22 protein-coding genes, 1 tRNA gene, 1 pseudogene and 1 other annotated feature are annotated in these 18,254 nt (G+C 48.1%); of the genes and pseudogenes, 22 read left to right on the forward strand and 2 right to left on the reverse strand.

Annotated elements, in window-relative coordinates; genetic code table 11:
- Positions 1-89 precede the first annotated feature (89 nt).
- Entirely contained in the window at positions 90-830 is a 741-nt protein-coding gene (locus QOS01_RS05490) for a helix-turn-helix transcriptional regulator (RefSeq protein ID WP_283621447.1), read from the reverse strand.
- Between the two features lie 540 nt (positions 831-1,370).
- Here QOS01_RS05490 and QOS01_RS05495 point away from each other — a divergent pair.
- From QOS01_RS05495 to QOS01_RS05530, 8 genes are all read left to right on the forward strand, one after another.
- The gene (locus QOS01_RS05495) at positions 1,371-2,408 is read left to right on the forward strand and encodes a PTS sugar transporter subunit IIC (RefSeq protein WP_283621448.1); all 1,038 of its coding nucleotides are present in this window, start codon (positions 1,371-1,373) and stop codon (positions 2,406-2,408) included.
- A 52-nt stretch (positions 2,409-2,460) separates the two neighbouring features.
- A complete protein-coding gene (locus tag QOS01_RS05500) occupies positions 2,461-3,123 on the forward strand; it encodes a serine dehydratase beta chain (protein WP_283621449.1) in 663 nt (220 codons plus the stop codon).
- A 22-nt stretch (positions 3,124-3,145) separates the two neighbouring features.
- Positions 3,146-4,027: an L-serine ammonia-lyase, iron-sulfur-dependent, subunit alpha gene (sdaAA, locus tag QOS01_RS05505; RefSeq protein WP_283621450.1), complete on the forward strand. Its 882-nt coding sequence runs from the start codon at positions 3,146-3,148 to the stop codon at positions 4,025-4,027.
- A gap of 47 nt (positions 4,028-4,074) precedes the next feature.
- Positions 4,075-4,389, forward strand: coding sequence for a metal-sulfur cluster assembly factor (locus tag QOS01_RS05510; RefSeq protein WP_222257873.1), 315 nt, complete (start codon positions 4,075-4,077; stop codon positions 4,387-4,389).
- Between the two features lie 225 nt (positions 4,390-4,614).
- Entirely contained in the window at positions 4,615-5,508 is an 894-nt protein-coding gene (locus QOS01_RS05515; protein ID WP_283621451.1) for an exonuclease SbcC, read from the forward strand.
- Complete coding sequence (locus tag QOS01_RS05520) at positions 5,498-6,517, forward strand: hypothetical protein (protein WP_283621452.1); 1,020 nt, start codon at positions 5,498-5,500, stop codon at positions 6,515-6,517. The genes QOS01_RS05515 and QOS01_RS05520 overlap by 11 nt, the downstream gene beginning before the upstream one ends.
- Positions 6,507-7,043: a hypothetical protein gene (locus tag QOS01_RS05525; RefSeq protein WP_283621453.1), complete on the forward strand. Its 537-nt coding sequence runs from the start codon at positions 6,507-6,509 to the stop codon at positions 7,041-7,043. The genes QOS01_RS05520 and QOS01_RS05525 overlap by 11 nt, the downstream gene beginning before the upstream one ends.
- 447 nt (positions 7,044-7,490) lie before the next feature.
- Complete coding sequence (locus tag QOS01_RS05530; protein ID WP_283621454.1) at positions 7,491-8,447, forward strand: Rpn family recombination-promoting nuclease/putative transposase; 957 nt, start codon at positions 7,491-7,493, stop codon at positions 8,445-8,447.
- Between the two features lie 136 nt (positions 8,448-8,583).
- Here the strand turns inward: QOS01_RS05530 and QOS01_RS05535 are convergent.
- Positions 8,584-8,657: transfer RNA gene (locus tag QOS01_RS05535), tRNA-Arg, on the reverse strand.
- Between the two features lie 185 nt (positions 8,658-8,842).
- On the opposite strand from QOS01_RS05535, the pseudogene QOS01_RS05540 reads away from it, so the two are divergent.
- From QOS01_RS05540 to QOS01_RS05605, 14 genes and pseudogenes are all read left to right on the forward strand, one after another.
- Positions 8,843-9,487: pseudogene (locus QOS01_RS05540) on the forward strand (TetR/AcrR family transcriptional regulator).
- 138 nt (positions 9,488-9,625) lie between these two features.
- Positions 9,626-9,694, forward strand: a sequence feature (ribosomal protein L21 leader region).
- A 13-nt stretch (positions 9,695-9,707) separates the two neighbouring features.
- Positions 9,708-10,016, forward strand: coding sequence for a 50S ribosomal protein L21 (gene rplU / locus QOS01_RS05545; RefSeq protein WP_283621456.1), 309 nt, complete (start codon positions 9,708-9,710; stop codon positions 10,014-10,016).
- 15 nt (positions 10,017-10,031) lie between these two features.
- Positions 10,032-10,355, forward strand: coding sequence for a ribosomal-processing cysteine protease Prp (locus QOS01_RS05550; protein ID WP_283621457.1), 324 nt, complete (start codon positions 10,032-10,034; stop codon positions 10,353-10,355).
- 25 nt (positions 10,356-10,380) lie between these two features.
- Positions 10,381-10,662 carry a 50S ribosomal protein L27 gene (rpmA, locus tag QOS01_RS05555; protein WP_222257866.1) on the forward strand — a complete coding sequence of 94 codons (282 nt, stop codon included), beginning with the start codon at positions 10,381-10,383 and terminating at the stop codon, positions 10,660-10,662.
- Between the two features lie 66 nt (positions 10,663-10,728).
- A complete protein-coding gene (locus QOS01_RS05560) occupies positions 10,729-11,820 on the forward strand; it encodes a M24 family metallopeptidase (RefSeq protein WP_283621458.1) in 1,092 nt (363 codons plus the stop codon).
- Positions 11,810-12,490, forward strand: a complete 681-nt coding sequence (locus tag QOS01_RS05565) for a 2'-5' RNA ligase family protein (protein ID WP_283621459.1) — start codon at positions 11,810-11,812, stop codon at positions 12,488-12,490. The genes QOS01_RS05560 and QOS01_RS05565 overlap by 11 nt, the downstream gene beginning before the upstream one ends.
- Positions 12,491-12,648: 158 nt before the next feature.
- Positions 12,649-13,092, forward strand: a complete 444-nt coding sequence (locus tag QOS01_RS05570) for an Asp23/Gls24 family envelope stress response protein (RefSeq protein ID WP_283621460.1) — start codon at positions 12,649-12,651, stop codon at positions 13,090-13,092.
- The gene (gene nusB, locus QOS01_RS05575) at positions 13,089-13,499 is read left to right on the forward strand and encodes a transcription antitermination factor NusB (RefSeq protein ID WP_283621461.1); all 411 of its coding nucleotides are present in this window, start codon (positions 13,089-13,091) and stop codon (positions 13,497-13,499) included. Before QOS01_RS05570 ends, nusB begins: the two co-directional genes overlap by 4 nt.
- A gap of 87 nt (positions 13,500-13,586) precedes the next feature.
- Positions 13,587-14,444 carry a bifunctional 5,10-methylenetetrahydrofolate dehydrogenase/5,10-methenyltetrahydrofolate cyclohydrolase gene (locus tag QOS01_RS05580; protein WP_283621462.1) on the forward strand — a complete coding sequence of 286 codons (858 nt, stop codon included), beginning with the start codon at positions 13,587-13,589 and terminating at the stop codon, positions 14,442-14,444.
- Complete coding sequence (xseA, locus tag QOS01_RS05585) at positions 14,437-15,789, forward strand: exodeoxyribonuclease VII large subunit (RefSeq protein WP_283621463.1); 1,353 nt, start codon at positions 14,437-14,439, stop codon at positions 15,787-15,789. The genes QOS01_RS05580 and xseA overlap by 8 nt, the downstream gene beginning before the upstream one ends.
- On the forward strand, positions 15,776-16,054 hold the full coding sequence (locus tag QOS01_RS05590) for an exodeoxyribonuclease VII small subunit (RefSeq protein WP_283621464.1): 279 nt from the start codon (positions 15,776-15,778) through the stop codon (positions 16,052-16,054). The genes xseA and QOS01_RS05590 overlap by 14 nt, the downstream gene beginning before the upstream one ends.
- A gap of 16 nt (positions 16,055-16,070) precedes the next feature.
- On the forward strand, positions 16,071-16,946 hold the full coding sequence (locus tag QOS01_RS05595) for a polyprenyl synthetase family protein (RefSeq protein WP_283621465.1): 876 nt from the start codon (positions 16,071-16,073) through the stop codon (positions 16,944-16,946).
- Positions 16,947-16,957: 11 nt separating this feature from the next.
- Positions 16,958-17,782, forward strand: a complete 825-nt coding sequence (locus tag QOS01_RS05600; protein WP_283621466.1) for a TlyA family RNA methyltransferase — start codon at positions 16,958-16,960, stop codon at positions 17,780-17,782.
- A gap of 11 nt (positions 17,783-17,793) precedes the next feature.
- Positions 17,794-18,252: an arginine repressor gene (locus tag QOS01_RS05605; protein ID WP_283621467.1), complete on the forward strand. Its 459-nt coding sequence runs from the start codon at positions 17,794-17,796 to the stop codon at positions 18,250-18,252.
- Positions 18,253-18,254 lie beyond the last annotated feature (2 nt).

An 18,254-nucleotide genomic window follows, 5' to 3' on the forward strand; every position in this document is an offset into this window, starting at 1 on the left:
TAAGAAGCCGGACGATGAACCAAGATTTGATTCATCGTCCGGCTTTCATTTTGGACTGAGAGTTTTTTCCCAGCCTCTTCTTTATTTGTTTAAAGGTTATCTTGCTGTTGATTCATGTTTTTAACCTTATTCAGGTAACGGTAAATGGTCGGGGAGGAGCACTTCAGCGCCGAAGCAATTACCCGGATTGAATCCTTAAGCAGGAAGTAACCATCCTCATACAGTTCCTTAATCACCGCAATCTTTTGGTCTTGCTGGAAGAAGTCGACAGAAACGTTTAATTCCCGTTCCTTTTTTTCAACCGCACTCTGCGCAATCGAGCTTACCGAATTATTGAAGTTTTCGGTGATCACTTTAATGTTTTTATTTGGTCGGGTGACCGTCTTATTTTCCTTATTGGTCGTACTGATTTCGCTAATTGGTGTGGTCGGGACCTCAAATAGTTGTTTGAAGGTATCCATTTGTTTTACCAGGGCTTCCAGCGGTGCCTGATTAGTATTGATGCAGAGCATCCCCACGATTTTATTCCGGTACCGAATAAAGTAGGTTGAGGACCGCAGATCAGGGGTACTCTTTGATTTTCCAGAATAGTTAGCAATGAAGTTAGTATCAGCATCAATTCCATCCTTCATAATCTTGAGGACGAAGTTAGATGCAGAATCACCAACTTTCCGGTTAGTGATGGTTGGATTTTTTATGTATACTACTGAATGGTCCAAATCTGTTACATCGTTTAATACGACTTCACTATTGGGTCCAAGGATCTCAGCGAAGAAGTCAACCAAGGGAATAAATCGCTTGATATGCTTTCGGACAGCTTCACTTGACATTTGGAACATCCCCCTTTGAAATAATTATTCTTGCTGGACTATGTAAAAAGTTTTCAATCCCCGTTATGTCGGTAAATAATAAATATATTTCATGATAATAATTTATTAGAAGTTAATTGATGCTCTTATTATCTGATCAATAACAACTAAAAAAGCCGATTTAGCAGCATTTTCCGGCTTTGGTGAAAGAAATTTATATAGAACTGAACATGATAAAATCTACCATGTATAGAGTATATTAGCATTTTTTAATAATAATAGCAACGCTATATACCAAGCGGTTATCACAAAAATAAATATTTAGATTAAAATTTAATGGCACTAACCAATTTAAACCGTTTTATAGCTACGTTCATTTGATAACATATGATAATTTTTTCTCAGATAATGCTAATTTTGAGACATTTTGTTAAATATTAGCGGTTACATTTTTGATAAGATAGGTTACACTACTATTGTAATAATAATTTATTATCATGCCTAGGTTAAGACGTCACCGATAATTGATTATTAATTAATTATATAAAGAAGGTTAAGCATATGTTATCTATTCTTATAGGTGTCGTAATGCTCTTCCTGGTTATCGCCGCAATGAGTTTGTTTACATTCAAAGCACCTCACGGTAAACAATCAGTTAGTGCATTGTCTGGTGCCGCATGTGCCACGTTCCTGCCACAAGCGTTCTTAAGTTACGCAATTGGTGAAGTTTTCCATGTTCAATTTGCTGCTCAAATTGGTAACATCATGGGATCCATGGGGGGCCTGGCTGCTGGTTCACTTGTTCCACTGGCATTCGGTATTAGTCCTGTATTTTCAATGATCATCGGAATTTCTCTGATGAAGTTCAAGCTACTTCCTGCATTTATTGCTGCATACTTGCTATCATTTATCGTTAAGGAAATTGAAAAGCGTGTTACTGGTGGACTTGACTTAATCGTCGTTATCTTGGTTGCCCCAATGCTTGCTAACGCAATTGCATTGCTTATCCAACCAGGTGTACTTGCAATCCTGCACGTTATCGGTGGATCCATTGTTACTGCCGAAAAGACAAACCCATGGGTAATGGGTGCTATCCTCGGTGGTATCATTCCATTGGTTGGTATGACGCCACTTTCCTCAATGGTTCTGACGAGTTTGATTAACCTGCTGGGTGTTCCAATGGCTATTGGTGCCCTTGGTTGTTTCGGGAACTCGATCTTCAACTTCTCATTCTTCCGTCTGATGAAGTTCGGTGACAAGGCAACTACCATTGCCGTTACGATTGAACCATTGACTCAGTTGGACATTATTTCTGCCAACCCTGTTCCAATCTTTGTAACGAACCTGTTTGCCGGGGCTATCAACGGTATTATCGTTACGGCCTTCAGCTTGGTTGTTCGGGTTACTGGTATGGCTACTCCATGGGCCGGTCTTATCGTTGTATTCGGTATGAACCCATGGTTGAAGACCCTTGAAGCTGTTATCCTTATTATCATTAACAGTACTATTTGGGCCTACATTGGTCGTGCTATCTTCAAGAACTACAAGATCCACACCGTTGCTGAAATTCGTGAAGGGGACACTGTTACTGAAAAATAGTGTTGTCTGAAATGTTGACAGTTTAAGGCATTTATACAAAGGAGAACCTAAAATGAGTGGAAATTACAGAAGTGTTTTTGATATTATTGGACCTATTATGATTGGACCATCTAGTTCACACACCGCTGGACCAGTTGCTATTGGACAAGCTGCTAACAAGTTATTTGGTGGTGTTCCAAAGAAAGTTACTGTTCACTACTACGGTTCATTCGCCCAAACCCACCGTGGTCACGGTACTGATTATGCTCTTGCCGCTGGACTGCAGGGCTTTGCTGCAGATGACCCACGGGTACCACGGGCACCAATGATCGCCAAGGACAATGGTATCGACATTCGCTTTGTTGAAGAAGAGGGTGAAAGTCCAATTGGCCACCCGAACACTGCTATCCTTGATATGTCTGATGGCGACAAGAAGGTTCAAGTTTCCGGTTGTTCTATCGGTGGTGGGGCAATTGAAATTCGTGACTTTGTTCTAGATGGCTCTGAAATCAAGCCTTCTGGTCCACTTCCGATTGTCATTTACTTAGACAAAGAAAAGAAGCATGAAAACGGTATTCCAGTTACTACTGAAATGGAAAAGGTTGCTCCATTCAGTCGGAAGCAAGTTATCCGTGCCAAGGATGAAGACATCTACGTATACGATGTTAAGAACTACATGCGTGATGAAACCATTAAGGCACTTAAGGATAAGTTTGGATCTATTATCTGCTTGTAATCAGTGAGGGGAGAGTCAAGTTATGTACGATAGCATTAAAGAAATTGTTGAAGACTCAGAAAAGCAAAACAAGCCTATTTCAGAACTTATCATTGAACAAGAATGTAAGTCATCTGGTTTGTCCCGTGATGAAGTTTGGGCTAAGATGAAGAAGAACCTTGACACAATGCGGGCTGCCGTTGAAAAAGGTCAAAAAGGTAAGGGTGTCTTTTCTAAGACTGGTTTAACTGGTGGTGAAGCAGTTAAGATCAAGGAATACCGTAAGAACAATAAGACCCTTTGTGGTGACACCATGATGGAAGCTATTCAAGATGCCATCTCCACTAACGAAGTTAACGCTTCTATGGGTGTTGTTTGTGCCACTCCAACTGCCGGTTCTGCCGGGACCCTTCCAGGGATTGTCTTCATGCTTGAAAACCGTCTGGGCTTAAGTGAAGAACAAATGGTTCGCTTCCTGTTCACTGCTGGTGGACTGGGCATGGTTATGGCTAACCACGCCGGGATTGCTGGTGCTACTGGTGGGTGCCAAGCCGAAGTTGGTAGTGCCTCTGCCATGGGTGCAGCGGCTGCCGTTGAAGCTGCCGGTGGTACTGCTGAACAAAGTTCCCAAGCCTTAGCCATGGCGATCGCTAACCTGTTAGGGTTAGTTTGTGACCCCGTTGCCGGTTTGGTTGAAGTCCCTTGTGTAAAGCGGAACGCTATTGGTTCCGGGAACGCCTTAATTTCTGCTGACATGGCCTTAGCTGGTTGTATCAGTAAGATTCCTGCCGATGAATGTATCGAAGCCTTAGCCAAGGTTGGTCACGGCCTTCCAGAATCTCTCCGTGAAACTGGTCTTGGTGGCTTAGCAGGTACTCCTACTGGTAAGCGGATTCGTGCAAAGATTTTCGGTGACGCGGAATAATTAACGGTTTTTAACTAACGAACTTTTTAATGGCTGGAGTAATTTATATGAGAGACAGTAAAGAGATTAAAGATGATATTGTTAAGCAATTAGCAACAGTTGTTGATCCGGAACTAGGGGTTGATATTGTTAACCTCGGCTTGGTTTACACGATTGACCTTGATGATGAGGGAATATGCCTGATTGAGATGACCTTAACAACGATGGGGTGTCCCTTAACAAATGTCTTAGCTGATATGGTTACTAAAGCAGTTAAAAAGGTGCCGGAAGTTAAAAACGTTGATGTCGAGTTTGTTTTTGAGCCTGCCTGGTCGATTGACCGGATGAGCAGATTTGCAAAATTAACTCTCGGTGTCCATTAAAAAATAAGGATACACCCTTTGCGAGAGCAGGTGGCAATTTTACCCCTGCTCTTTTTATATGCTTACTTAAGCATTCGTTATTTTATGGAAAAAGGGGTCATTTATCCCCCAATTAAGGGTATAATCTTTAAATGTAAGCTTTTAATAAAAGCAGTAAATATTTTAATCATTTAAGAGCAAATTCAGCTATGATAGAACTAGTAATGAAACAAGGAGTTAGTGTTTATGATTGATGAAAAACACGAGAATAAGGCAGTCGATATTAGCAGCCTAATCGAACGCCAAATCGCTGTTAAGATTAAGTACCTTCAGGAACTTAATGAAGCAGTTGACGCTCATCATGATCGAGAAGTATACCAGCTTCTTGATAACCAGCGGTACGCAAAAGAAATTGAGCATCGTGAACAGCAACCGAACAACCAGGGAGTGATGTCTCTGGTCGATGACTTGGCTGACCAATTGAGTAATTACTTAAGCGTTAAATTGATTAAGTACCTGGGGAAGACCTACCCCTTCTTCTACTACGAAGAGTACCAGACTGGTCACTATCGTATCTACTTTGGTAACTGGTGGGATCGTCGTCAGTTCGGTGAACTTGACGTTCTTAATGTTCGCTTCTCATTCGATCAAACTGAATATGCTAAGTTACAAAAATCATTTGAACTGGCTAAGGACAACAAGCGCTACAACAGCGACCGGATTGAAAAAATCTCGAGTGAAAATGACCGCTTGCAAGGGCTGATTGATCACCAACGGGAGCGGGAAGAAGAACGGCAGAGTGTCGAGTCCCAGTTGGAGGAAACTAATGCGCGCTCGGGCCTTTTTGAGTCAAGCAAAAATAAGGAGACCCGGCAAGAACTAGTTGACCGGTTACAGAAGCTCGAAGATGAGGAACAAGAAGCACGGACGGCGAACAAAACGATTCATGAAAACGAGCAAGTTGTTCTCTCCCTCTCCAAGGAAAATACGATTTTGAGTTATGAGCAGAAGAGTATTATTGATACCTTTGGCAGCTTTGAGGACTTTGAATTAGCCAATCGCAACCTATATGCTGACTACCTTGCCAGTCTTGAAGGCGGCAACAGTGAAGAAGGGAAGGTGAGCGAAGATGAACAATAGTAAAACAATCAGTAGCTCGCCGCGTGAACGGTTAACCGCGCTTTCCGATTCCTTTAAAGACGTTCTGAAGATGGGGCAAAAGTATGTCGACTTGGTTGACAAACTTGCCCAGACGGACGACCCTTCAGAAATGCTTTCCGCCACGAGTCAGCTGGTAAAGTTAGACTTGCAAAATGCCTTTGTTGATTTCCCCCAACACTATCAAGCAGCTGATTACTACCTGATTTTCATGGGACGCTTGTTAGAGAAACATGGTATTGATGCGGTGCAAGTAAGTGAGAATGTACGTCACGAGTTTATTGCCCGGATTGAGCCGATTGCCGATAATGATTCCTTTAAATTTACGGTCAACGGGGATGAAGCAGCGTTCACTGAGCAGGGCGAACAGGAACCGCTCTTTTACCTTGATCTGCAGAATCGTCTGATGCAATTTGATAACCGGGCCTTAGTTAATTACTTTATCGTTCGGGCACTAACTAGTCATTCTGACTTAGACCTGCGCAATGCGGTCAAACCCTTGATTGCTTTTGCAAATGAATTGCAGACTGACCTGGACTTCACGATTAACTTAGGGATCTTGAATGCCGAGAATGGCAAACGCTTCAACCTTGTTCAACCCGACTTGGACCTGACAGTGATCGACCAGTTATTTGTTGCAACTGCTGAAAATGATTATATGCTGATGAACCTGCCGAAAAATAATGGGGCCCAATTAGTCCTTGACCAGGGAATCAAGTTAGATATTGCCTTTGATCCCGATGACTATAGTCAACAGTGGTTCTTTGCCGTTGATGACCCAACAGCTCAGGTATCATTCTTTGATACACTTCTGCACTACCACTTAATTCGGAAGTGGTACCTGGATAACCGTTCCGCCCTCGCGGTGCGTTCCGATAAACTGGTCCTTGCACCGGATGAAGAAGAGTCAGATGAATATACCGAACCAACCGAGGTGTTTACCCCTCAAGCGGACACTTCTGAGGAAGATGGTGAACAACATGACGAGTAAGCAGTTGGATATCACTAAGATGCTCCACCAGGTGATTGACCTTGAGTTAACAGCCGACGATGCTCTTGAGTTGATGATTGGCCCGGAAGCCCGGTTGCAAACGGTCTATGTTCAACTTGATTTGAAGCTGAGTGCCTTTGCTAAAGCAGCGGGATGGGCCGATGTCCTTCATCCGCACCGGAGCATTGACCATGAGCAGTTAACAAAGCTGTATACACAAGGTTTAGCACTATTCTTATTAGCGAGTGCTAAGCGTCAGTGGACACATTTGGTTGTTCTCTCGGATGAACAGTGGCAACGAATCACGACTGCCGATAAGAAAGATAAGTTAGCAGACCTGAATAGGGAGTACCTGGCGGTTAAAAACTTTTTGAATGGTGCCTACTTTAACCGCCGTCATGAAGACTTCCGCCATGCTTGGCACCTCTGGTTAAAGATGGGAATTGTCGACTTCGGCATTAGTCCGGAGGAGATTACGACATCCTACCAGACGATGGTCGACAGATTCAATGCGCAATTTAATTAAACAAAAAAGGATTCACCGCCCTAATATTCGGGGACGATGAATCCTTTTGCGTTTGGAAAAGCCGTAATTAAACAACTTTCCCAAATCTTTTGTTGAAAGATTAAGCTTTGCGCCTTGCGCTGTGCTTGCCAGTTGACTGGTGGGCCTGGTTACCAAAAAACATTTGACCGACTAGGGAGCCAGCTAAAATCAAAACAATGATAAAGAATGATAACATAATAGATCACCTCAAAGCTAATCTCTAATTAAAGTTTAATATGCGGCGAACTAATTTTCACGATTTTTGCGTGATATTGATAAATTCTTTAGATTTTGTTAAACAATTTAGTTGCGGTCAGTTAACTTCTGGAAGTGTTCCCACCATTACGAATAATTAAATAGTTATTGTCCTTTTTGCCGTCCTTAATAAGTAGGGGCAACCCACTAATAATGTAAGGAGGGCTTTTTATGGCACAAACCGACTTAGAAAAACGTTGGGAACAGGCCGGATTAACTGACGACTTCATCTTTAGTAAGGTTTTCTTGGACCCAGTGATTGCCAGGGAGATGATCCACCGGGTGTTGCCGGAACTACCGTTGGGCAAGGTGACAATCCTTAATAGCCAGCAGGAACTGACGAGTACGTACGATGCAAAGGGAGTGCGGTTCGACATTTATGCCGAGGACGAGGACGGGAACCACTATGACGTCGAGATGCAGGTTGTTAACCATCAAAACCTACCGCAACGAACGCGCTTTTACCAGTCCAGCCTGGCAAACGATGCCTTTGAACGGGGACAAAACTACAGTCAGGCCGATAACGCCTACGTTATTTTCTTCTGTTGTTTTGATCCCTTTGGCCTGGGAGAACAACGCTACGAGATCAAGCGGCGGGTCAGTAAGTACCCAGACTACCCGTACCATGATGGCGAGACGACCCTCTTCTTTGACATTACGAATCTCCGCCAGACGGTTGGTCCGAAGCTCCAAAACTTCCTGGACCTCCTTGCTGGCCGCAAAGTTGATGGAACAGATGACTTTATCGTACAATTAAGGCAAAGAATTGCCCACGTAAAACAGGACCGGAAATGGAGGAAGGAATATATGCAACGCACCTTATACGAAATGGATATTGAAAACGATCGCCGCCGTGCTGTCCTTGAAGGTCGAAAAGAGGGTCGCCAGGAAGGCCATCAAAAGGGGCTTCAAGAAGGCCGTCAAGAAGGTCGCGAAAAGGGGCTGCAAGAGGGCCGTCAAGAAGGACGTAGTGAGGGTGTAGATGAAGAACGGCTGGCACTTGTTCGGGACCTAATTAATAGTGGCCAGGACGAACAACAGGTTGAGAATTTCTTAGTTAATATTCGCAAGATAACGCCAGCAAAGGCTAAAGCATACTACCAAAAGGTCTCCGCTAGCCTTAAATAAAAACGTAAGTATATATAATGGTAGAAAAAATCGGTGCAAACAATTATGTTATGCACCGATTTTAAATTATAAATTGTAAGTGGGGTACGTTTGGGGGACCAAACCACTCAAAACGTTGATATATCAACACATAAAATGGAGCGAGAGGGACTTGAACCCTCAACCCTCGGTTTAGAAGACCGATGCTCTATCCAGTTGCGCTACCGCTCCAGACAAAATTCAGTATATAATTTTCGCGGTTTCCTTGTCAACTTATATAAAGTTAGTATAATTTTTATTGTTATAATAAACCTTGTTAAATGCTTGACAAAGCGCTTTCATACAAACTATACTTTAAATAAGTAGAAGTATGGGAAGGAGAAGAACTTAAGCTGATGTTGAAAGGATGATGATTTATGGCCGTTAATAAGACGGATCCGCGCGTTATTAAGACTCGCAACAGTCTGCGCAAGGCTCTCGTTTATCTGATGCGACGCGAAAAGATTGAAGACATTAGCGTCCAAAAGATTACCGAAACTGCCAGCATCACCCGCGGAACTTTCTATCTCCATTACAAGGACAAGCATGACTTTATCCAGTCAGCAATCCGGGAAATCCTTGATGATTTCTTTGATGAGGTAATGGTAGATAGTGATAAATTTAGTTTGTCAACGAAGCGAACGGTGCAGGTATTTTCCGTAAGTAAGGCTTTTCACTACATCGAAAGCAACGCCGATGTTTTTGATGTTCTTTTAAATAATGAAAAGACAGATTTCTTTTACGAGCAAATGTATGATCGCTTGGCGAACTGTATGAAGAATTACTACAATGGTGTTAATGATGATCAAAAACAGCTGACAGTTCCTCTTGAGTTGCAAATTTCCTTCATTGATTCGGCCCTTCTTGGACTAATCCGTCACTGGTTAAAGGACGGGATGATTTATACCGCTCGCTACATGACGAGGAGTGTGGAGAAGATGCTCGATTAATTTAGTGGAAAACATATGACCATTGCGGATTCCTTTATCGGCGAAAAGAACTCTGCTCTGGAAAATATTTAACCACTAGGTGGACGAATGATGCTCACCAACGGATTAACCCTGGTGTTCGCTTTAAGCGAATGCCGGGGCTAATTTTTTGCCTTTTATATTGACGAGCAGGGTTAAATTTGCTATGATACTAACGTTGTATTTGTGAACCAACAACTACAACCGCACGCTATCAAGTTCAAAGCACTGCTGCTTGATTCGGCGAGTCTTAGATATTAAGGAGGTGCACAAAATGTACGCAATTATCGTTACTGGCGGCAAGCAATACAAGGTTGAAGAAGGCAAGGCTATCTTCGTTGAAAAGCTTGACGCAAAGCAAGGTGACAAGGTTACCTTTGACAAGGTTGTCTTAGTCGGTGGCGACGATACCAAGATTGGGACACCATTTGTTGATGGTGCCGCTGTTGAAGGTACTGTTGAAAAGCAAGGTAAGGAAAAGAAGGTTGTTACCTTCAAGTACAAGCCTAAGAAGCACACCCACACTAAGCAAGGTCACCGTCAACCATACACTAAGGTTACGATCGATAAGATCAACGCTTAATGCGGGGGTGAAACAATGATTCGGGCACACTTTACGTTAGATTCGAATCGGCGAATCACCACATTTACGATTACCGGCCACGCTGATGCAGGCCCATACGGACAAGACATTGTCTGTGCAGCAGTATCAGCACTGGCGATTTCAACCGTGAATGGCCTCGAAAAACTTGTGAAGGTCGCACCACAGGTTGAAAGTGATAATCAAAACGGGGGTCTTCTGAAGGCCTCACAATTGGGGGCTGACCATGATAGCCAGCTTCTCCTGAATACCCTCCTGAATGGCTTATTAGACATCCAAGAGAGTTATCCAGATAACATTGAAGTTAAAATGTTAAACTAAAGTTCATTGCTGGAGGTGAACAACTATGATTATGAATTTGCAATTCTTCTCCCACCACAAAGGGGGCGGTTCCACTGCCAACGGTCGGAACTCAGCTGGTCGTCGTCTTGGTACCAAGGCTGCTGATGGTTCCATGGTGACTGCTGGTGCAATTATCTACCGTCAACGTGGTACCCACATCAACCCAGGTGAAAACGTGGGCCGTGGTGGTGATGATACCCTGTACGCTAAGGTAGCCGGTGTTGTTAAGTTTGAACGCATGGGTCGTAGCAAGCGGAAGGTATCTGTTTACCCAGTTGCTGAATAATTAAATTAAAAAAAGGATCGCCGCAGCAATGCGGACGGTCCTTTTTTCTATAGGAGGGAATACATAATGGGCAGTCGAATCAACCGTATTCAGCAGCGCCTAGCGAAGCTGTATATCGATGCCTTCCTGGTAACCAACCAACAAAATATTTACTACTTAACTGGCTTCAACCTCCTGCAGGGTGACGGCTTCCTACTAATCACCCCCGACCGGGCAATCATCGTGTCGGATGAGCGTTACCACCTCGCCCTGGAGGAATTTGCCAATGAGGAAGTTGTGGCGACCATCAGTCAGGACTACTACACCGACCTTAACCGTATCTGTCAGGCTCTCCAGGTCGAGGTGCTGGGCTATGAAGATACAGTCTCTTACCAGCTTTATGACCTGCTGGACGAGACGATGACTGCTGACCTGGTGCCGTTTTCTAACCTGGTCGAAAAGATGCGGCAGGTAAAGGACAGCCAAGAGCTCGCCCTCCTGAAGAAGGCGGCGGATCTGCATACGGCCGGTTACCACTACCTCCTGTCCCAGGTTCATCCGGGTGTCAGCGAACGCCACCTTGCTAACCTGCTGGACTTCTGGATGAAGGAACATGGGGCCAGCGGCCAGTCATTTCCGACCATCGTGGCCAGTGGGGCCAACGCCGCCAAGCCGCACGCCACCGCTAGCAACAAGCTGATTGAAGACGGTGAAGCGGTGACCCTCGACTTCGGCTACTTTGTCGGCGGCTACACTGCTGACATGACGCGGACGTTTGCGGTGGGTTCAGTTGATCCGGAACTTAAAGACATCTACCAGATCGTTAACACGGCCCGCCAAAACGTTATTGACCACGTTAAGGTCGGCATGCGGGGGGACGAACTCGACCGTTTTGGACGCCAACTGATTGCCGAAGCGGGCTACGATGATGAATTTAATCACGGAATGGGGCACGGAATCGGCCTGAGTGTCCACGAACGGCCCGCTAGTTATGGCCCAGGAACCCACCAGGTAAAGTTTGCCAACAACGAGGTAATCACGGTCGAACCGGGAATCTACGTTCCGGAAATCGGTGGGGTCCGAATTGAAGACGACGTCATTGTTACCCACGGTGGACCGGTCGTCCTAACCACGGCGCCGACAGAACTAATCATTGTGGGGACTAGTAATGGATGCTAATCTTACGGACCTGTATCAACAAATCAGTGCGCGTGGCCAAGCGGCAGTTGAAAACAACGCCTTGAAACTTGACCAGTACCTGGGGACCAACCATGTTGACGACCGGTGGGGACTGACCCTCTTAGGGCACCTCCCGGCCCACGTCAACCGCAACATTTCGTTTGTCCTCCAGCAGGTCAAGGCCCTTGAACCGGACCAGTACTACTACCCGGCGGCTGATCGTCACGTGACAATCATGGATATCGTGGGCGCACAGCCGGGGCAGTCTTTTAGCCGTGAGCAATTTAGTGCCTACCAGCAGCTTTTGCAGGCGGTGCTCGCGGATTGCGCCCCGGCTCACTGGCGGTTCAGTGGCCTGATGGTCAGTCCCGGGGCCTTAATGGTGAAGGGAGATTATTCACCGGCGCTTGCCCAGCTACGGTTCAAGTTACGCCAAGCAATTCCGGCGGCGGGCCTCCCCTTAGCGGAGCGGTACCCAACCATTTCTGGTCACGTGACGATTGCCCGTTTTACCCACCGGCTCAACCATCCCCACGCGTTTTTGCGGCTGGTCCAGGAAGACCAGGCGCTTGCTTTTGGCAACTTCACCATGTCCACCATGGACCTGGTCGTCCACGACTGGTATAACCACCGGATAAAAATGTCGCGGCAGATTCCGCTGATGGGGTGATGGACCGTTGATTTTTGCCGCTATTTAGTGCAAAATAGATAGAGTATATTATTGTGGCAAATTACCAGCAATGTCGAGCTAGTGGGTACCAATTCACGACCTTGACATTCAATAGATGAAAGCGGGAAGCCTTTCCCAGCCTTAATGGAGGGTTAACAATGCCAGAAGATTCAAAAATTATTCTAAATAAGGATGACCAAAAGTTGGGAACAATCCAGATTGCTCCCCGGGTTTTGGAAATTATTGCCGGCTACGCAGCAAGCGAAGTTAAGGGTGTCTCCAAGATGTACGGTTCGTTTGCCAACAGTGTTGGTGAACTGCTCGGTCGCTCCGACCACCGGCGCGGTGTCAAGCTGGTCAATGATGCGGACGACTTGATCATCGATGTTGATGTCTACGTTGAGTACGGTGTGTCTGTTCCTAAGGTTGCTGGCCAGATTCAAGAACGGATTAAGCAACAAATTACCCTGATGACCAACCTGGTTGTCACGGAAGTTAACGTTCACGTAAAGGGGATCATTGCCCCACAAGAGGACCAGCAGGTTGACCCAGACAACCTGTTTGGCGAAGATAAAGATGACGGGGGTAGTGAAGAAGAATGAGTTTAACGCGGCACGCAGTTCGTGAGGAAGCCTTTCAAGTTTTATTTGCCTTACAAACCAACCCGGACGCGGAATTGACAACTGTTTACCAGTCGATTCCCCACCACGATAAGCAGGAGATTCCGGCCTACCTAACAGAGTTGGTGAAGGGCGTTAGTGACCACCAAGCCGAATTGGACCAGCAGATCAGTTCCCTATTGGCCAGCGACTGGACTATCGATCGGTTAGCCAAGCCGGACCTGATTATCCTGCGCATCGCCCTGTACGAAATCCAGTATGTCGATGGGGTACCAACGGCGGTTGCCATTAACGAAGCGCTGGAACTTGCTAAGGCATTCAGTAATGATAAATCACGTAAGTTCATTAACGGGGCCTTAGGTAAATTTGAACAAGAACACCAAAACTAGTGTGAGTGCGGGGTTGTGACAGAGGATGCTTTGCCACAGCCCTCTTTTTGAGAGTGATTAATAAAGAGTAACAGGAGGAATTAGCCGATGGCAACGATTATTGATGGAAAGCAGTTGGCCAAAGAGCTTAACCAGCAGACCAAAAAGCGGGCCCAGGAGCTCATTGCAAAGGGGGTTAAACCGGGAATTGCGGTGGTCTTAGTTGGGGACGACCCAGCCAGTCAAATCTACACCCGGAACAAGCACCGCCTGGCCGAAAAGATGGGCCTGAAATCGGACCTCTATCGTTTCCCCACTGACGTCAAGCAGGCGACGGTCTTGGCAGCAATCAAGGAACTCAATAACGATGACGACATCGACGCCATCATTGTCCAGGAACCCTTACCGGACCACCTGGACGCGGTTGCCATCACCAACACCATCCGCCCCGATAAGGACGTTGATGGCCTCCATCCCCAGAACCTGGGAAAGCTCTTCGCCAACCAACCGGGCAACTACCCAGTAGCCTGCACGCCCCGGGGGATCATGACCGCTCTGCGCCACTACAATGTTGACCTCACGGGGGCCAACGTTGTGATTGTCGGGCGGAGCATTTTGGTGGGGAAACCGCTGCTGGCCCTGTTGAATAATGCCAACGCCACGGTCACGATGACGGGGCGCCATACCAAGGACCTCCACCAATTAACCCGCCAGGCTGACGTCTTGATTGTCGCCACCGGGATTGCCCACTTCATTGGCCAGGATGCCGTCAAGGACGGGGCCGTGGTCATTGACGTCGGAATGGACCGGCTTCCTTCCGGTAAGCTCACCGGCGACGTTGACTTTGACGCGGTCGAACCGGTTGCCGGTAAGATTACTCCGGTTCCCGGCGGTGTCGGCCCAATGACGATCGCCAATTTAATGGCCCAGACAGTTGATCTTGCGGAGTGGCGAAGAAATGGATAGAAGTAAATACCTCACGGTTAGCCAGCTAACCAAATACCTAAAACTTAAGTTTGACCGCGACCCATACCTGCAAAAAGTCTATTTGACCGGTGAACTATCAAACTTTCGCTTGCGCAGCGGTCACCAGTACTTCAGCCTAAAGGACGACAATGCCGTGATTGACGCGGTGATGTTCCGTTCCCAGTTTGCTAAGGTGAAGTTTACCCCCGAAGAGGGGATGAAACTCTGCGTAACCGGCCACGTCAGCCTCTACGAGCGCAGTGGCCGTTATCAGATCTACATCGACACGATGGAGCCGGACGGGGTTGGTTCCCTGTACTTGGCCTTTGAACAGTTAAAGAAGAAGCTGAGTGCGGAGGGTCTCTTTTCCCTGCCAAAGAAGCCGCTTCCCCTGTTTCCCAAACGGATTGCGGTGGTTACCAGCCTGAACGGGGCGGTCATCCGGGACATTAACACGACGGTTCGCCGCCGTTACCCGATTGCCCAGGTTGTCCTCTTTCCGACGGTTGTCCAGGGGGAAAAAGCGGCGGCTGATATCACCCGCCAGATTAACCGCGCCAACCAAATGGGCAATTTTGACACCCTGATCATCGGCCGGGGTGGGGGCTCAATCGAAGACCTCTGGCCCTTCAATGAGGAGAGTGTGGCCCGGGCAATTGCCGCCAGTAAGATCCCGGTAATTTCCTCGGTCGGGCACGAAACGGATACCACTATCGCCGACTTGGTCGCTGACCGGCGGGCGGCAACGCCAACGGCGGCGGCCGAATTGGCCACCCCCCAGCGGCTGGACGATACCTTGCTCCTCTTAAAGGACTTTCAACGCCGTCTCTTTAACACCATGCGGGCCCAGATTGACTTTGACAAGAAGCAGCTGGCCAAGGTTAACCAGAGTTATATCTTCCAGCAGCCGACCCGCCTGTACGAAAATTACGCCCAGAAGGTTGACCAACTGACCCAGGAACTCCAGCACCAGGAGGAGAGCCGCCTGCAAGCGGCCCACAACACACTTGACCAACTGAGCAACAAGCTCCTGGCCTACGCGCCAACCCGCCAGGTTAAGCAGGGCCAGGAAGTCGTGAAACAGCTCCGCGCCCGTCTGCGAAACGCCGCCCAGAGCTATGACCAACGGGTAAACCAGCAGCTAACGGGCTTGACTAAGCAGCTACACTCCCTTGACCCCCTGAAGATCATGGAACGCGGCTACACCTACGTTACTAAGGATGGCCGGGTCATCAACCAGGCCCAGCAATTAACGCCGGGCGACGAAATGCTGCTGCACTTTGCGGATGGCGATGTTACCGTAACAGTCACGAATATTAAGGAGAAGAACAATGGCAACAAGTAAAGAACCAACTTTTGAAGAACAGCTTACCAAGCTTCAGGGAATTGTTAACCAGTTAGAGCAGGGCAACGTCCCCCTTGAGGAAGCCATCCAGCAGTTTAAAGACGGCATCGCACTTTCCAAGGAGCTCCAAAAGAAGCTGACCAGTGCTGAGAAGACCCTGGGACACCTGATTGACGACAACGGGGAAGAAAAGGAATATGAAAAGGCTACGGACGACCCCAGCAACAATGGTGGGGGCAACCGGGGCTTCGGCAGTGAAGAATAGTTAGGGGGACTACTTAATGGTAGATTCATTAACGAGTTTAAAAAAACAAGTTAACGACTATTTAGCTGCTAACCTTCCCAAGGACATTGATCAAAAGACGCTGAGTCAGTCGATGAACTATTCCGTGATGGCCGGCGGTAAGCGCCTGCGGCCGACCCTGACTTTGGCAACTGTTGAGATGCTTGGTGGCCAGGTTACTCCCGCGGTAATGCGGGCCGCCACCGCCCTTGAGCTCCTGCACACCTACTCGCTGATTCACGATGACCTGCCGGCGATGGACAACGACGACCTCCGCCGGGGCAAGCCGACGAACCACTGCAAGTTTGGTGCCGGGATGGCGACCTTGGCGGGTGATGGTCTTTTGACCCTGGCCTTCCAGTGGGTTACTGAAAACGACCTGCCCGCAAGCACGCGCGCTCATCTGGCCCTATCACTGGCCAAAGCCGCGGGTCCGGCTGGAATGGTCGCCGGCCAGGCCCGGGACATTGAGGGCGAACATGAGCACCTCAACCTTGACCAGCTGCGCTACCTCCACCGGGAAAAGACGGGGGCCCTCCTCCATTACGCGGTGGTGGCCGGGGGAATCATTACCGACCAGGATGATGAAATTCTCCGCGCCCTCGCCGACTTTGGGGACCATTACGGCCTGGCCTTCCAAATCTACGATGATTTGATGGACGTCCTCGGGACTGTTGCCCAGATGGGGAAGGCGGTTGGCAAGGATGCTGGCGAGCATAAGAATACCTATCCGGGACTACTCGGCGTCGATGGGGCCAAGGACCAACTCCATTTAGCACTGGCCCACGCCCGTCAGGCCCAAAAGAACTTGGCCCAGCTAACGGGAAAATCGTTTGCGGGGTACGACCAGTTTCTTGCGTATTTTAAATTATAAGGACTATGACTATGGAAAAAGAACGTGTTGATGTTTTACTAGTTAAACAGGGCCTGTTCGATTCGCGTGAACAGGCCAAGCGGTCAGTGATGGCTGGTGAGATTTTAGGAAAGAACAACGAACGCCTTGACAAACCCGGCCAGAAGATTCCCGTGACGACGACCCTCCACATGAAGGGACACAAAATGCCGTACGTCAGCCGGGGCGGGTTAAAGTTGGCCAAGGCCCTCAAGGTTTTTGACATCAGTGTCCAGGACAAGGTGGTCTTAGACATCGGTTCCTCGACCGGGGGCTTTACCGACGTGATGCTCCAGAACGGGGCTAAGCTGAGCTATGCCCTAGACGTGGGCACGAACCAGCTGGTTTGGCAGCTGCGGGAGGACCCGCGGGTGGTGGTGATGGAGCAGACCAACTTCCGTTACAGTAAGCTGGCCGACTTTACCCACGGGCAGCCGGCCTTTGCCTCCATTGACGTCTCCTTCATCTCCCTCCACCTGATCCTCCCACCGTTGGCCGGAATCCTCCAGCCCGGTGGGGAAGTCGTTGCCCTGATCAAGCCTCAGTTTGAAGCGGGTAAGGAACACGTGGGCAAACACGGGATCATTCGCGATCACAAGGTTCACAAGGCAGTGCTAAAAAAGGTGCTGAACTTTGCCTGTGCTGACCACTTTGACGTCCTGGGACTGGACTTCTCACCAATCAAGGGTGGCCAGGGAAACATGGAATTCTTGGCCCACCTACGGCTGAGTGACCAGGAAGGCAAGATTGCACCGGGGGTCGACATCGACCAGGTAATCGCTAACGCTGACCAGGAGTTGAACCAGAAGGAAAAGTAGGGGGAATTTCAATGAAGAAAGCAGATCGGCAGAAGAAGATTCGTGAGATCATCACGGACAACAGCATTGAACGCCAGGAAGACCTCGTCAAGAGGCTCAACGACCTCGGCCTCCAGGTGACCCAGGCAACGATCTCCCGGGACATCAAGGAGATGCAGCTGGTGAAGATCCCCGCTGAGGGGGGCGGCTACCGTTATGGTCTGCCCGCCCGCCAGCATAATGATGATGCCGGCCAGTTGGGGACGACCCTGCATGACAGTCTCCTGGAATTAAAGCAGGACGACCGCTTCCTCGCCCTGGCGGTGCGGCCGGGAAACGGGCCGGTGGTTGCCACCCTCATCCGGCGTCTGAAGGACGAAGCCGTCTTCACCACCATTGGGGATGACAGTAACGTCCTGGTTGTTTGTACGTCGGCGGGTGCCGCAGAGCACCTGGAAGACCGCTTTAACGAGTTGGCACAGAGGGAGTAGCG

The organism is Limosilactobacillus avium (genome assembly GCF_947381485.1).
GTDB classification, from domain to species: domain Bacteria; phylum Bacillota; class Bacilli; order Lactobacillales; family Lactobacillaceae; genus Limosilactobacillus; species Limosilactobacillus avium.

Excerpts from the sequence above, each read along its gene's own strand:
- QOS01_RS05490 (WP_283621447.1), bottom strand. The coding sequence starts at position 830 with ATGTCAAGTGAAGCTGTCCGAAAGCATATCAAGCGATTTATTCCCTTG.
- QOS01_RS05495 (WP_283621448.1), top strand. The coding sequence starts at position 1,371 with ATGTTATCTATTCTTATAGGTGTCGTAATGCTCTTCCTGGTTATCGCC.
- QOS01_RS05500 (WP_283621449.1), top strand. The coding sequence starts at position 2,461 with ATGAGTGGAAATTACAGAAGTGTTTTTGATATTATTGGACCTATTATG.
- sdaAA (WP_283621450.1), top strand. The coding sequence starts at position 3,146 with ATGTACGATAGCATTAAAGAAATTGTTGAAGACTCAGAAAAGCAAAAC.
- QOS01_RS05510 (WP_222257873.1), top strand. The coding sequence starts at position 4,075 with ATGAGAGACAGTAAAGAGATTAAAGATGATATTGTTAAGCAATTAGCA.
- QOS01_RS05515 (WP_283621451.1), top strand. The coding sequence starts at position 4,615 with ATGATTGATGAAAAACACGAGAATAAGGCAGTCGATATTAGCAGCCTA.
- QOS01_RS05520 (WP_283621452.1), top strand. The coding sequence starts at position 5,498 with ATGAACAATAGTAAAACAATCAGTAGCTCGCCGCGTGAACGGTTAACC.
- QOS01_RS05525 (WP_283621453.1), top strand. The coding sequence starts at position 6,507 with ATGACGAGTAAGCAGTTGGATATCACTAAGATGCTCCACCAGGTGATT.
- QOS01_RS05530 (WP_283621454.1), top strand. The coding sequence starts at position 7,491 with ATGGCACAAACCGACTTAGAAAAACGTTGGGAACAGGCCGGATTAACT.
- rplU (WP_283621456.1), top strand. The coding sequence starts at position 9,708 with ATGTACGCAATTATCGTTACTGGCGGCAAGCAATACAAGGTTGAAGAA.
- QOS01_RS05550 (WP_283621457.1), top strand. The coding sequence starts at position 10,032 with ATGATTCGGGCACACTTTACGTTAGATTCGAATCGGCGAATCACCACA.
- rpmA (WP_222257866.1), top strand. The coding sequence starts at position 10,381 with ATGATTATGAATTTGCAATTCTTCTCCCACCACAAAGGGGGCGGTTCC.
- QOS01_RS05560 (WP_283621458.1), top strand. The coding sequence starts at position 10,729 with ATGGGCAGTCGAATCAACCGTATTCAGCAGCGCCTAGCGAAGCTGTAT.
- QOS01_RS05565 (WP_283621459.1), top strand. The coding sequence starts at position 11,810 with ATGGATGCTAATCTTACGGACCTGTATCAACAAATCAGTGCGCGTGGC.
- QOS01_RS05570 (WP_283621460.1), top strand. The coding sequence starts at position 12,649 with ATGCCAGAAGATTCAAAAATTATTCTAAATAAGGATGACCAAAAGTTG.
- nusB (WP_283621461.1), top strand. The coding sequence starts at position 13,089 with ATGAGTTTAACGCGGCACGCAGTTCGTGAGGAAGCCTTTCAAGTTTTA.
- QOS01_RS05580 (WP_283621462.1), top strand. The coding sequence starts at position 13,587 with ATGGCAACGATTATTGATGGAAAGCAGTTGGCCAAAGAGCTTAACCAG.
- xseA (WP_283621463.1), top strand. The coding sequence starts at position 14,437 with ATGGATAGAAGTAAATACCTCACGGTTAGCCAGCTAACCAAATACCTA.
- QOS01_RS05590 (WP_283621464.1), top strand. The coding sequence starts at position 15,776 with ATGGCAACAAGTAAAGAACCAACTTTTGAAGAACAGCTTACCAAGCTT.
- QOS01_RS05595 (WP_283621465.1), top strand. The coding sequence starts at position 16,071 with ATGGTAGATTCATTAACGAGTTTAAAAAAACAAGTTAACGACTATTTA.
- QOS01_RS05600 (WP_283621466.1), top strand. The coding sequence starts at position 16,958 with ATGGAAAAAGAACGTGTTGATGTTTTACTAGTTAAACAGGGCCTGTTC.
- QOS01_RS05605 (WP_283621467.1), top strand. The coding sequence starts at position 17,794 with ATGAAGAAAGCAGATCGGCAGAAGAAGATTCGTGAGATCATCACGGAC.